The sequence below is a fragment of the Pseudomonas sp. R1-6 genome (assembly GCF_051132115.1).
In the GTDB taxonomy this organism is placed as follows: domain Bacteria; phylum Pseudomonadota; class Gammaproteobacteria; order Pseudomonadales; family Pseudomonadaceae; genus Aquipseudomonas.
In genome coordinates this window covers 5314917-5328559 of sequence record NZ_CP071662.1, presented here as the reverse complement: position 1 = coordinate 5328559, position 13643 = coordinate 5314917, and the positions used below count along the sequence as shown (strand labels likewise).

Here is a 13643-nt window from a genome sequence, read left to right as displayed (position 1 = left end):
CGTCATCGCGAGCAGGCTTGCTCTCTCGTCACTGGGAGTGCGTTCAGTTCAGGGTTGTTCTCAATCCCCAGAAACGAAAAAACCGGCCGAAGCCGGTCACCCCAACGGCCAGAGAATTTAATCTCTGCGTACGGGGTTGAGTGGGGGCATCCTAAGTAGAAGAAAGTGTAAGGCCAACGCTATCAGTGCAGATATTACTCAACCCGTGGCGAGGGGATTTATCCCCGTTGGGGCGCGAAGCGGCCCTGAAAACAGTCATCTCGGTGTGTCAGGCTGTTGGTCTTCAACCATTTAGGTCTGCTGCGCAGCCCAACGGGGATAGATCCCCTCGCCACAGTGCGCGCATGACCAGCAGATTTCATCCTCTCACGGTTCCTCCTTGACGCCCTCCACCGCTGTCGTAGACTCCGCCCATCCGTCAGGGAGTAACGGTCATGCGACGTTTGTGCAGTTGGGTTGTGGGATTGGCCTTCATAACGTGCGGGGTTCAGGCGCAGACGCCGGCTTCCGACGATCCGTTGCTGGAGGGCAACATCTCCGCCAGTGCGTCGAGCAGCGAGGCGCGAGGAGTGCTTCGGGCGCGGGATCAAGCCGTGCTCGCCAGCGAGTTGGCCGGGCGGATTGTCGAGTTGCCGTTCAGTGAGGGTGAGTCGTTCAAGAAGGGCGACACCTTGGCGCGTTTCGATTGCTCGGCCTATCAGGCCCAGCTCAACGCGGCCCAGGCGGCGAGCCGGGGCGCCAGTGAAGAGCTGGCCCACAATCGGCAGCTCGCCGCGTTGAAATCCGTCGGGCGTTTCGAGGTGTCGCGGGCCGAGGCCCGGCTCAGCGAGGCCCAGGCGCAGTCCCAGGTTTATCAAGTGCAGGTCAAGCGCTGCAGCGTTATCGCGCCGTTCGACGGGCGGGTGGTGGCGCGCAAGGTCCAGCGTTATGAAAGCGTCGCGGCCGGAGCGCCGTTGCTGGACGTCGTGGACAACCGCACGCTGGAAATTCACCTGCTGATTCCCTCGCGTTGGATGGGCAAGCTCAAGCCCGGCCAGCCCTTTACCTTTGTTCCCGATGAAACTGGCCAGCCGCTGCAAGCGACGGTCAAGCGCCTGGGCGCGCGCATCGACGAGGGCAGCCAGACGCTGTTGCTGGTGGCGAGTGTTCCGGATGCCAGCGGCCTGCTGTCCGGTATGAGCGGCACGGCGCGCTTCTCGGAGTCGAAGTGAACGCGCCGGTTTCGGGCAGCGCCGAGCAAGTGTTTGCCCGCTTCCTCGACCTAGAGCGCCAGACGAGGGCCGCGCGTACGCCGGAGCAGCTGAGCTACAGCTTGGTCAACGATGGCCAGGCCCTGTTCGGCTTTCGTCATGCCGCGCTATTGATCGCCGGTAAAGTGCAAGCCGTGACCGGCGTCAGCGCCGTCGAGCCGAACGCGCCGTTCGTGGCGTTCGTCGAGCAAGCAGTCGCGCAATTGTTCAAAAAGGGGACGCTGGACAAGGCGCGGGTCATTGCCCCTGACGAGGTGAGCGAATCGGTCCAGGCGGATTGGCGAAGCCTGTCGGCCGGGCACGTGTTCTGGCTGCCATTGATCGATCATCAAGGCCAGGTTTTCGGTGGCTTGTGGCTGGCCCGCGACCTTCGCTGGACGGCGCCGGAACAAGTGCTGCTGTCGCAGCTGGGCGACACCTACAGCCATGCGTGGCTGGCGCTGCAACCTCGCAAGCCGTGGCGCCTGCGCTGGACGCGCAAACGCCAGGTCGCGTTGGTGGCGGTATTGCTGCTGGGCTTGCTGATCCCGGTGCGCCAGTCCGTATTGGCCCCGGCTGAAGTGGTGCCGTTGGGCGGGCAGGTGGTGGCGGCGCCGTTGGATGGCGTAATTGCCGAATTCCGGGTCAAGCCCAACCAGACCGTCAAAAGCGGGGACCTGTTGCTGCGCTTCGAAAGCACCACCCTCAAGGCCCAGGCCGATGTGGCCGAGCGCGCGTTGGGCGTGGCCGAGGCGGAGCTCAAGGCCAATTCCCAGCGCTCGTTTGCCGACGCCGAGTCCAGTTCGAAGATCGACTTGCTGGCGGCTCGCGTCGAGCAGAAACGCGCCGAGCGCGACTACGCCATGGAGTTGCTCAAGCGCAGCGAAGTCCGCGCCGAGCGTGACGGCATCGCGGTATTCGCCGACGCCGAGCGCTGGCTCGGCAAGCCCGTGCAGACCGGCGAGCGGCTGATGGAAATTGCCGATCCGAACCAGGCCGAGTTGCGTATCGAGTTGGCGGTGGGCGATGCGATTGCTCTGGAGCCGGGCGCGCAGGTGGCGTTGTTTCTCGACAGCGATCCGTTGCAACGGCACCTGGCCCGGCTTGAGCGTTCGGCCTACGAAGCGCAACCTACCGCCGCCGGACAGTTGGCCTATCGGTTGGATGCGCGATTCGATGCCACGGCGCCGCGCATCGGCCTGCGGGGCACGGCGAAGATTTTCGGCGATCGCGCGCCGCTGGCGTTGTACCTGTTGCGTCGGCCACTGGCAGGTCTGCGCCAGAGCGTGGGCTTGTAGCGTGGTCCTGCCGAGCTTGCGGGCCGATCTGCAACTGTCCGCGGCCGCCCCCGACCCGGACGGCTCACCCCAATGGACGCTGGCCGATCCGGTACGCGGCCGCTATTTCAAGTTGGGCGCGGCGGCCATGCGCATGCTGCGACACTGGTCCCTGGGCGATCCGGAACAAGTGCTGCAGGCGGCCAACCGCGAGCCGGGCCTGCCGCTCAATGACGAATCGCTGGAGCAGTTGCTGGGCTTCTTGCGCGGACATGACCTGATCAGCGCCATGGACCCGCAACAACGTGACAGCTATCAGTACAAGACGGCTTCCCAGCGCCAGAGCGTGTGGCAGATCCTGCTGCATCAATACCTGTTTTTCCGCATACCGCTGTGGCGTCCGGATGCGTTTCTCAATCGCGCCTGGCCTTGGCTCGCGCGGTTCGGCCCTGGCGTGCTGCGTTATGGAATACCGCTGACCCTGGGCCTGGGCATTTTCCTGGTGTCCAGGGACTGGCAGCGGTTTCTGGCGACCTTTCCACACCTGTTCAGCCTGGGGGGCGCGCTGGCATTCGGCGTGGCGTTGTTCTTCGCCAAGTTGTGCCACGAATTCGGTCACGCCTTCATGGCCAAGCGCGCCGGTTGCCGAGTGCAGAGTATGGGCGTGGCGTTCATGGTGCTGTTGCCGATGTTTTATACCGACGTCAGCGACGCCTGGCGGATCAGGGATCGACGGGCCCGGCTGTTGATCGGCGCGGGCGGCGTGCTCGCCGAATTGCTGCTGGCCTGCATCGCTTTGCTGGCCTGGTCGCTGCTGCCCGATGGCCCGGCGCGCACGGCGGCGTTCATGCTTGCCAGCGCCACCTGGATCACCACACTGATCATCAACCTCAATCCCTTCATGCGCTTCGACGGGTATTTCCTGCTCAGCGATTTCTGGGCGGTGGATAACCTCCAGGGCCGCGCATTCGCCTTGTGTCGCTGGCGTCTGCGCGAAGCCTTGTTCGGTTATGGCGCGGCGGCGCCGGAGCCATGGTCGCCGAAGATGCGCCGGCGCTTGTTGGTGTGGGGCTATGGCGCCTGGCTGTGGCGCGCGGCGTTGTTCCTCGGTATCGCCCTGGCGGTCTATCACCTGTTCTTCAAGGTGCTGGGCATTTTCCTGATGATGGTGGAATTGGTCTGGTTCATTTTCATGCCTATCGTGAGTGAAGGACGGCAATGGTGGAACCGCCGCGAGCAGGCTCATCGCCCTCGTGTGTTGCTGACTGGCTTGGTGCTGCTGGTGTTGCTGCTGGTCCTGCTGTTGCCTTGGCGCAGCGCGGTGGAGGTCCCGACCATGCTGGAAGCCGGCCGTGCCAGCGCCTTGCATGCGCCGGTGGCGGCGCGGGTCAAGCAGGTCAATGTCCATGACGGCCAGGTCGTGGCCCAGGGCGATGTGTTGATCGAGCTGGAGTCGCCGGACATGGCGTCGCGCCTGGCCATCGTGCGCCGGGAAATCCAGATCCAACAGTTGCAGATGCGCCGCCAGGCCGGCCGCAGCGAAACCGCCGCCGATGCCGGTATCGTCGAACAGCAACTGGCCGAAGCAGTGGCCGAATACCGGGGCCTGGTCGCTCAGCGTGAGCGCCTGTTGTTGCGCGCGCCCCACGCCGGACAAGTACGCGACCTGCTGACGGATCTGCAAGCCGGGCGCTGGCTGTCGCCCACCCAACCCCTGGCTCGAGTGGTGCAGGATGACTCACGCTTGCGCGGCTACCTCACCGAAGCCGAGCTCTGGAGGGTCGCGCCGGGTGCCACGGGACGGTTTATCGCTGACGATCCGATGCACGCCTCGATTGCGGTGCAGCTCAACGAAATCGACGCCAACGGCGTAGCCTGGGTCGAGCAACCGGCGTTGACGTCCGACCACCACGGCCCCATCGCCGTGCGCCGTGATTCGCAACAGCGAGCCGAGCCGGTGCAGGCGCAGTATGGGGTTCGCTTGAGCGCCCTCGACGGGACGCCCGCCCCGGCCCAGCCGTTGCGTGGCGTGGTGGTGTTGCAGGGGCAGGGTGAATCGGTATTGGGAGCGGCCTGGCGTCGGGTGGCGGCGTTGGGTGTCAGGGAAAGCGGGTTCTAGGAAGCGAGCATGGATTCAGTGGCGGCAGAGGGGTTGGTGGTGCGTCCATCACGGGTCAGCGATGGTCCGTTCTTGCAGGGCCTGTATCAGGCGGCGCGACCGGATCTGCAATGGATCGACGGCGAGCATGAGCAGGTGCAGCAAATCATCGCGCAACAGTTCCAGGTGCAGGAGCAAGGGCTGGGCGAGAACTTCCCCAACGCCATGCATTACGTCGTGGAAAAACTCGGCAGCGCCATCGGGGCCTTGAGTACGGATTTCGGCCCCAATGAAATTCGCGTGCTCTACCTGGCCTTCATTCCACAGGCCCGTGGGCAAGGTTATGGCCGAGCGGTATTGCAAGGGGTGCAGAAGGCGGCGCAACAGATCCGATGCCCAGTGGCGACCGTGGTCTGGGCCAGCAACCCCTACGCCCGCAAACATTACCTGGCGCTGGGTTTTGAGGTACAAGAGCGCAACCCGGCGGCAGAGCGATTGGTGTGGTATCCGAAAGGAAACTGAGCGGCGCTATTTGCGTGTGGGAGCGAGTCCCGTCAGTTGAACGCGATGTAGAAATAACCCACCGACGGATCCCGCCCCATCGGTGGTATTCGCGATACGAAAACCCCTTCGAGCCTTCCCAGTTCCGGCACCTCCAGTGCGCAGAGCCCATCGACGAAGTCTGTGCTTTGCAGGCTGTTGAACTCAACGCTGAACGGCATGCGTTCGCTGCTGGGCATTTTCGCCCTGGGTGCTTCGTCCAGGGTGTCGAAACGCACCGGCAGGCATCTGCCGTCAGGCAGGGTCAGGCTGCCGGTCTGGCCCAGCAGCGGTTGGAAATGGCGGCTATGAACCTGTTGCAGCATGTCGATGCTCCCAAAGGCCGGAAGGCCAAGGCCTTCCGGCGGATTGTCAGTTGCGGGATGGAAAATAACCTTGCAGCGCGATGCTGAAGTTGATGGCCAGGAACGGGTTCATGATTGCCATGGGCATGTTGCCGCCGGTGGGGGATACCGTGCCGCTCACGGTGGTGCTGACGCCTTGCAACGGCACTGGCGAAGCGCCCTGTTGATCCGAATAGATCGCCGCCGAACCGGGCCCGGTGCCCGAGGTTCCGATGAATGAATTGGTGGGCGTCGGCGTGTTCACCGGATTGCTGGCCGGGTTCGCCAGTTGCAAGGTGGTGGCGGCGGTAATGCCGGTCAATGCATGGGTGTGGTTGGGCAGGTTGTTCAGCGTTGCGGTGACGTTTTCCGTGCCGGCGACTTCGCCGATCACCCGGGGAGTCAGGCCCAGTCCGTCGCCTTGGCCGACGGGCATGCGGCCTTGGAGGTTGGGCAGCATGAAGGTGGTTTGTCCGTTGCCGCCGTACGTCACGCCGATCAAGGCGAACAAGGTCTGGTATTGGGCAAGGGACAGCGTCTGCCCATTGCACAGCGCCCAGTCCCTGGGTGCGAAGTTGAAGGCGAATGGCTGGATCGTGCCGATGAATACTTCCATAGATTCCTCATCCCTCAGGTTATTGGTCTGCGGGTGCCCGGCACAAAGAGGACAAGAGTGCGATCAGCCCGACTCCTTCGTTCCCTGGCCTGGTCACGCACGGCTGAGCGTAGACCGGGATGTCCGATTTTGCCGGACGGAGGGGGTGAAAAAAATTCCCGGTCCGCTTAACCGATTCACCTCTTCGACGCCTCGATACCGTCCATCCTTTTTACAGTTTTCTGCGCGCCTGATGGCAAAACACCACTAGGCGAAATTTTTTAAGTCGGCTACGCTTCGGCTACAAAGGGACTCAATACAAGGTGAAGGGATTGTCGCAGTTTCACTTTATTTCCGGTTTACCGCGCTCTGGCTCGACCCTGCTTTCTGCCATCCTGTTGCAGAATCCGCGCTTCCATGCCGGCATGACCAGCCCCGTCGGTACGCTGTTCAGCAGCGTCCTGCAGCAATGCAGCGCCGGCAGCGAATTCGGCTCGGTGATCGACACTGATCTGCGCCGTCGCCTGTTGCGTGGCCTCTTCGATTCCTACTACGCCGACAAGGCCGACAAACCGGTCATCTTCGACACCAACCGTCAATGGTGCGCCCGCTTGCCGGCCTTGCAGGACCTTTTCCCCCAGGCCAAGACCATCGCTTGCGTGCGCAACGTCGCCTGGATCCTCGATAGCCTGGAGCGGCTCTACCGCGCCAATCCCTTCGAGAACACCAAGCTGTTCAACGACGATGACGAGCGCAACACCGTCTACAGCCGTTGCGAAACCCTGGCCCAGCGCAATCGCCTGGTGGGGTTCGCCTGGACAGCGCTCAAGGAAGCCTATTACGGCGAGAACGCCGAGTCGTTGCTGATCGTTGACTACGACCTGTTGAGCCAGGCGCCCGAGCGGGTCATGCGGCTGGTCTACGAGTTCATCGGCGAGCCTTGGTTCGAGCACGATTTCAATCACTTGACCTACGACGCGCCGGCCTTCGACCAGGCCTTGGGCGTCGCCGGCCTGCACAAGGTCAAGCCCAAGGTTGCGCCGCAAGCCCGGCGGACCTTGCTGCCGCCGGATCTGTTCGAGAAGTATGCCGAGTTGTCGTTCTGGCGCGATGGCGCAGCCAGCGCGGCGAATGTCATTCGTATGAAAACCGACGCCGCGGTCAGCTGATCGCGGTTTTTTTTCATTGGCGTGTTGAATAAGTTCGAGTCCAGGTGATCGTCATGTGGTGGAGCAAAGGCAAATCGCGGGTAACCGAGAGCACGCAACCCCTGGCATCGCCAATGATCATGTCTCTGGAACCGCGAATGCTGTTCGACGGCGCGGTGGCGGCCACCGTGGCCGATGCGGCGCAATCGGACGCGCAACCGACTGCCGAGGCGGCCAAGACGCCCACAGCGGACCAGCCTTCCGACACCCATGTTCCCCAAGGCCAGGCCGATGCCACCGAGGCCGCCGTCCCGGGCAAGTCCGTGGTGTTCGTCGATTCACGGGTCAAGGACGCTGGCAGCCTGCTGCAAGGCGTGGCCCCCGGGACCGAGGTGGTGCAACTGGATGCCACCAAGGACGGCCTGCAACAGATCGCCGATTACCTGGACACGCACCAGGGCGTCAGCTCGGTGCAGATCATTGCCCACGGCAACGCCGGTGATTTGTGGCTGGGCAACAGCTACCTGTCGGCGGACAACGTCCAGGCCCGCGCCGAGGTGCTGGCGCAGATCGGCCAGGACATGAACGCCGGCGGCGATATCCTGATCTACGGCTGCTACACCGCCGAAGGCGACCGCGGCATGAGCCTGGTCAATTCGCTGGCGCAGCTCACCGGCCGAGACGTGGCCGCTTCCGACGACCGCACCGGCCTGGGCGGCGACTGGAACCTGGAAATCGCCACCGGCACCATCGAAAGCGCCAACGTGCTGTCGAGCAAGGCCATGAGCGAGTACCAATGGGGCCTGGCCACCTGGACCGCCACCAACAACCTCAACACCGGCGTCGGTTCCCTGCGTGTGGCCCTGGCCTCCGCACAGAACGGCGACATCGTCACGTTCAATAACACCATGACCGTCGGGCTGACGTCGGTGCTGGTGGTCAACAAGAACGTCACCATCGATGGCGATCTCAACAACGACAACGTTGCCGACGTGACCCTGGATGGCCAATACCGGACCCAGATCATCAACGTGACGGCCGGCACGACGGCAACCCTCGATGGGCTGGTGATCACTCGGGGCATGGCGGCGGGTAACGGCGGCAATGGCGGCGACGATGCGCTGGTGTCCAAGGGCGGTGGTATCTACAACGCCGGCACCCTGACCCTGCGCAACGTCACGGTCACCGCGAACGCCGCGTCTGGCGGTGGTGGTGGCGGTGGCGTGACGCCGCAATACGCCGGTGGTGGCGGTGGTGGCGGTGGTGCGGTCGGTAGCGGTATCGGTGGCAAGGGCGGCGATACGCTCAACGCCACGGGTTCCAATGGCTCGGCCGGGCAGGGTGGCGCGGGCGGCGGCTTCTTCAACATTGGCGGGCGTGGCGGTTCCACCACGGGTGGTGCGGGCGGTGCGGCCTATCCGGGTTACAGCACCGGTTCGGCCGGAGGCACGGCCAGCAGCGGTGGCTTGTCCATCGGTGGCGGTGGCGGTGGCGACGGTTATGACGACATCGGTGGGGCAGGTGGCGGCGCGGTCGGGGGTATCTATAACGATACCGGCGCGACCCTGCGCGTCATTGGCAACTCGGTTATCTCCAACAACGTCGGTGCCGGCGGTGGCGGTGGCGGTGGTGGCGCCGGTGGGGGTTACACGCAGGCGGGCGGTGCGGGTGGCGTTGGTGTTGGCGCCATCTGGAACAAAGGCACGATCCTGATCACCGCCGCCAACTTCGCGGCCCTGGCCGGCAACGTCGGCGGCAGTGGTGTGGGTGGGACGAGTGCCGGCAGCGCCGGCGTTTCACCGGCATCGGTGGCCAACGTCTACGGTGACGGCGGCACCATCAATACCAACTATGTACCGGATGAGACACCGCCTACCGCGACCGTCGTGGTGGCCAATACCAACCTGAACTCCGGTGGCACGACGACGGTGACCATCACCTTCTCCGAGGCCGTAACGGGCCTCACCGCGGCGGACCTGACGGTGCAGAACGGCACCGTTGGCCTCTTGAGCAGCGGCGACGGCGGCATCACCTGGACCGGCACCCTGACGGCGGCCAGCAACATCGCCGACACCACCAACATCATCACCCTGAACAATACCGGTGTGGCCGACCTGGCGGGCAATACCGGCGTGGGCACCACCGACTCGAACAATTACGTGGTCAACGACACCGTGGCGCCCACGGCGTCCATCGTGGTGAGCGACACGGCCCTCAGGATTGGCGAGACGTCGACGGTCACCATCACCTTCTCCGAGGCGGTCTCTGGCTTTACCACGGCCGACATGACTGTGGCCAATGGCTCGCTCAGCGGCCTGAGCACCAGCGACGGCGGTATCACCTGGACGGCCACGTTGACGCCGGACGCGGCGGTCACCGATACCTCCAATCTCGTTGTGTTGAATAACACCGGCGTGGCGGACCTCAATGGCAACGCCGGCGTGGGGACGACCAACTCCAACAATTACGCCATCGACACGCAACGCCCGACCGCCACCATCGTGGTCGCCGACACCGCGTTGAGCGCGGGCGAAACCTCGTTGGTGACCATCACCTTCAGCGAGGCGGTGAGCGGTTTCACCAGCGCCGACCTGACGGTCGCCAACGGTGCGGTCACCGGGTTGAGCAGCAGCGACGGCGGCATTACCTGGACCGCAACGCTGACGCCGAGCGCCAGTGTCACTGACACCAGCAACCTGATCACGCTGACCAACAGTGGCATTTCCGACCTGGCCGGCAACATCGGCAGCGGCACCACCGACTCGAACAACTACGCCATCGACACACAGCGCCCGACCGCCTCCATCGTGGTGGCCGATACCGCACTGAACATCGGTGAAACGTCCCAGGTGACGATTACCTTCAGCGAGCCCGTTACCGGCTTCACCTTGGCGGACCTGACGGTTGCCAACGGCTCGTTGAGTGGACTGAGCAGCAGCGATGGCGGCATCACCTGGACCGCGACGCTCACACCGAGCGCCACTATCAGCGACGCGACCAACCTGATTGTCCTGGCCAATACCGGTGTGTCGGACGCGGCGGGCAATGCCGGTAGCGGCACCACCAGCTCCAACAACTACGCCGTTGATACCCAGCGTCCCACCGCCAGCATCGTTGTCAGCGATACCTCGCTGAGCGTCGGCGAAACGTCTCTGGTGACCATCACCTTCAACGAAGCAGTGACAGGCTTTACCGCCGCTGACCTGACGGTCGCCAACGGCACGGTTATCGGCCTGAGCAGCGGCGACGGCGGCATCACCTGGACCGGGACGCTGACGCCAACCGCCAGCATCAGCGACACCAGCAACCTCATCACCCTGGCTAACTCCGGCGTCGCCGACGCGGCGGGCAACGCTGGCAGCGGCACCACCGACTCCAACAACTTCGCCATCGACACCGCGCGTCCGACCGCCACCATCGTGGTCGCCGACTCGGCCGTTGGCGCTGGCGAAACATCGGTGGTGACGATTACCTTCAGCGAAGCGGTGACCGGTTTCACCCTGGCCGACCTGAGCGTCACCAACGGCAGCCTGAGTGGCCTGAGCACCAGCGACAACATCACCTACACGGCGACGTTCACGCCATCGGCAGGCGTCACCGACACCACCAACCTGATCACCCTCAACAATACCGGCGTGGTGGATGGCGCAGGCAATACTGGCAGTGGCACCACCGATTCCAACAACTACGCCGTGGACACCCAGCGCCCGACCGCCACCATCGTGATCGCCGATACGGCGCTGAGCGTCGGCGAAACCTCCCTGGTGACCATCACCTTCTCCGAAGCGGTCAGCGGGTTCGATAATTCGGACCTGAGCGTGGCCAACGGCACGTTGAGCGCAGTGAGCAGCAGCGATGGCGGCATCACCTGGACCGCTACTTTCACGCCGGCCCTTGGGGTGAGCGACATCTCCAACATAATCGTCCTGAACAACACCGGCGTGGCGGACGGGGCCGGTAACAGCGGCACTGGCACCACCAGTTCCAACAATTACCAAGTCGATACCAACGTGCCGACAGCGACCGTCGTGATTGCCGATAGCACCCTCGGCATCGGCGAAACCACGACCGTGACCATCACCTTCAACTCGGCGGTGAGCGGTTTCGACAACAGTGACCTGACCGTCAGCAACGGCACCCTGAGCAATGTCGGCAGTGTCGACGGCGGTGTTACCTGGACAGCCACGTTCACGCCGAGCGTCAGCATTTCCGATACCACCAACGTAATCACCCTGGACAACACCGGCGTGATCAACGTGGCGGGCAACGCGGGTGTCGGCACCACCGACTCAAACAATTATGCGGTGGATACGGTGCGACCCACCGCGACCATTGTCGTGGCCGACACGGCAATCGGTGCCGGCGAGACGTCGCTGGTCACCATCACCTTTAGCGAGGCGGTGACCGCATTCACCGCCGCGGATCTGACGGTCGCCAACGGTACGATTTCCGGGCTGAGCAGCAGCGACGGCGGTATCACCTGGACCGCGACCCTTACGCCCACCAACGGGATCAACGACAGCAGCAACGTGATCTCCCTCAATAACGGCGGCATCATCGATCTGGCGGGCAATGGCAACGTCGGCGCGACCGTCTCCAACAACTACGCGCTCGATACCCAGCGCCCTACCGCCACTGTCGTGTTGAGTGATTCATCATTGAGGCCGGGCGAAACCGCCCAGGTGACCATAACGTTCAGCGAGGCGGTGAGCGGCTTCAGCAATGATGACCTGAGCGTTGCCAACGGCACCTTGAGCGCCGTGAGCAGCAGCGACGGCGGCCTGACCTGGACTGCCACGTTTACCCCGACCCTGGGCGTGAGCGACACCACCAACCTGATCGTCCTCGACAACACCGGTGTGAGCGATGGGGCCGGCAACACCGGTACCGGTACCACCAATTCGGCCAACTACGCCGTCGAGACCCGCGTGCCGACCGCCACCGTCGTGGTGGCCGATCCAGCGCTGAGCGTGGGCGAAACGTCACTGGTGACGATCACGTTCTCTGAAGCGGTGAGCGGTTTCGACAACAGCGACCTGACCGTCAGCAACGGGACGCTGAGCAATGTGTCCTCGACCGACGGCGGCGTCACCTGGACGGCAACGTTTACCCCGGCAAGCAACGTCACTGACACCAGCAACCTGATCAGCCTGGACACCAGCGGTGTGTCAAACGTGTCGGGCAATGACGGCGTCGGCATAGTCAATTCCAACAACTACGCGGTCGACACCGTGCGTCCGGGCGCCACCATCGTGGTGGGCGATACGTCCCTGGGCATTGGCCAGACCACGACAGTGACCATCAGCTTCACCGAGGCGGTGTCCGGTTTCGACTTGTCGGACCTCAGCGTCGCCAATGGCGTGCTGTCCAACCTCGCCAGCGTTGACGGCGGCCTGACCTGGACGGCGACCCTGACGCCGACGGCGGGTATCAACGACGCCACCAATTTGATCTTGCTGGATGCCAGTAACGTGCAGGACAGCGCCGGCAATGCCGGTGTCGGCATTGCCATCTCCGCCAACTACGCCCTCGACGCCACCCGGCCGACCGCGACCATCGTGGTGGCCAATCCGAGCCTGGGCGTGGGCCAGACGACCCAGGTCACGTTCACCTTCAGCGAGGCGGTGACGGATTTCGACCTGTCGGACCTGAGCGTCACCAACGGCGAACTGAGCAACCTGAGCAGCAACGACGGCGGCAAGACCTGGACAGCGACCTTCACTCCGTCGGTGAACCTCACCGACCCGAGCAACTTCATCGCCCTGGATACCAGCAACGTCAGCGATCTGTCGGGCAACGCCGGGTCAAGCGTGTCGGTGTCCAACAACTATGCGATCGACACCGTGGTGGCCAACGATGTGAAACCACCGCCAGAGTTCCTGATCTCGGATCCGGTCACGGCCATCCCGTCGTCCGAGGTGCCCTTGCAACCAATCATTTTCAACCCGCCAACCGGCGACTTGGGCTCGCCGCTGGGCTTCCCGCCGCTGTTCGAGCAACGGGACGTGGGCGGTGGTCTTCGGCCCATCGGGGATATCTTCATCAACCGTGGCGAGTTGGCGCCCAGCTATATCGCCCAGGTTTTCAGCAGTGACGCCGGCGGGGACGGCTCGGGCCAAGGGTTCCTGGGTTTTGGCGGCGGCGACGGCGGCGTGTTTGGCAGCAGCACGATTTCTAGTTTGTTCAACCAGGACACGGGTTCCGATGGCGAGTCGCTGGATGCCTTCGAGAACCGGTCGATAACGGGGGGCGATGCCTCCCAAGGCCTGCGCGGCGTGTTTGGCGCTCCGACCTTGGGCCAGCAGTTGCAGCAGCTCAAAGACACAGAACAACGCCAGGTGGACAGCCTCGCGACGGCTTTGAAACAGGTCGGCACCAGCCAAGCGCTGGCCTGAGAATTCCATAAAAAATA

The 13643-nt window shown here is 63.8% G+C and carries 8 protein-coding genes; 6 read left to right on the top strand and 2 right to left on the bottom strand.

Annotation, left to right across the window (positions count from 1 at the left end; translation table 11 throughout):
- Positions 1-434: 434 nt before the first annotated feature.
- The 4 genes from J3P81_RS23905 to J3P81_RS23890 are packed head-to-tail and all read left to right on the top strand — an operon-like array spanning position 435 to position 5126.
- Entirely contained in the window at positions 435-1211 is a 777-nt protein-coding gene (locus J3P81_RS23905; RefSeq protein ID WP_420766493.1) for an efflux RND transporter periplasmic adaptor subunit, read from the top strand.
- The gene (locus J3P81_RS23900) at positions 1208-2527 is read left to right on the top strand and encodes an efflux RND transporter periplasmic adaptor subunit (protein WP_434561288.1); all 1320 of its coding nucleotides are present in this window, start codon (positions 1208-1210) and stop codon (positions 2525-2527) included. The genes J3P81_RS23905 and J3P81_RS23900 overlap by 4 nt, the downstream gene beginning before the upstream one ends.
- A 1-nt stretch (position 2528) precedes the next feature.
- Positions 2529-4625: an HlyD family efflux transporter periplasmic adaptor subunit gene (locus J3P81_RS23895; RefSeq protein WP_434561286.1), complete on the top strand. Its 2097-nt coding sequence runs from the start codon at positions 2529-2531 to the stop codon at positions 4623-4625.
- Positions 4626-4634: 9 nt separating this feature from the next.
- Positions 4635-5126: a GNAT family N-acetyltransferase gene (locus tag J3P81_RS23890; RefSeq protein ID WP_434561284.1), complete on the top strand. Its 492-nt coding sequence runs from the start codon at positions 4635-4637 to the stop codon at positions 5124-5126.
- Positions 5127-5158: 32 nt separating this feature from the next.
- On the opposite strand, the gene J3P81_RS23885 is transcribed toward J3P81_RS23890, so the two are convergent.
- Together J3P81_RS23885 and J3P81_RS23880 are read right to left on the bottom strand one after the other, a co-directional pair.
- Positions 5159-5470: a DUF6916 family protein gene (locus J3P81_RS23885; protein WP_434561282.1), complete on the bottom strand. Its 312-nt coding sequence runs from the start codon at positions 5468-5470 to the stop codon at positions 5159-5161.
- A 46-nt stretch (positions 5471-5516) separates the two neighbouring features.
- Positions 5517-6104, bottom strand: coding sequence for a phage tail protein (locus J3P81_RS23880; protein WP_434561280.1), 588 nt, complete (start codon positions 6102-6104; stop codon positions 5517-5519).
- 302 nt (positions 6105-6406) lie between these two features.
- On the opposite strand from J3P81_RS23880, the gene J3P81_RS23875 reads away from it, so the two are divergent.
- Positions 6407-7252, top strand: a complete 846-nt coding sequence (locus J3P81_RS23875; protein WP_434561278.1) for a sulfotransferase family protein — start codon at positions 6407-6409, stop codon at positions 7250-7252.
- A gap of 53 nt (positions 7253-7305) precedes the next feature.
- Positions 7306-13626 (top strand): Ig-like domain-containing protein, encoded by a 6321-nt coding sequence (locus J3P81_RS23870; protein WP_434561276.1) that lies wholly within the window; start codon positions 7306-7308, stop codon positions 13624-13626.
- Positions 13627-13643: the final 17 nt, after the last annotated feature.

Coding starts and splice junctions, on each gene's coding strand:
- J3P81_RS23905 (WP_420766493.1), top strand. CDS start 435: ATGCGACGTTTGTGCAGTTGGGTTGTGGGATTGGCCTTCATAACGTGC.
- J3P81_RS23885 (WP_434561282.1), bottom strand. CDS start 5,470: ATGCTGCAACAGGTTCATAGCCGCCATTTCCAACCGCTGCTGGGCCAG.
- J3P81_RS23890 (WP_434561284.1), top strand. CDS start 4,635: ATGGATTCAGTGGCGGCAGAGGGGTTGGTGGTGCGTCCATCACGGGTC.
- J3P81_RS23870 (WP_434561276.1), top strand. CDS start 7,306: ATGTGGTGGAGCAAAGGCAAATCGCGGGTAACCGAGAGCACGCAACCC.
- J3P81_RS23880 (WP_434561280.1), bottom strand. CDS start 6,104: ATGGAAGTATTCATCGGCACGATCCAGCCATTCGCCTTCAACTTCGCA.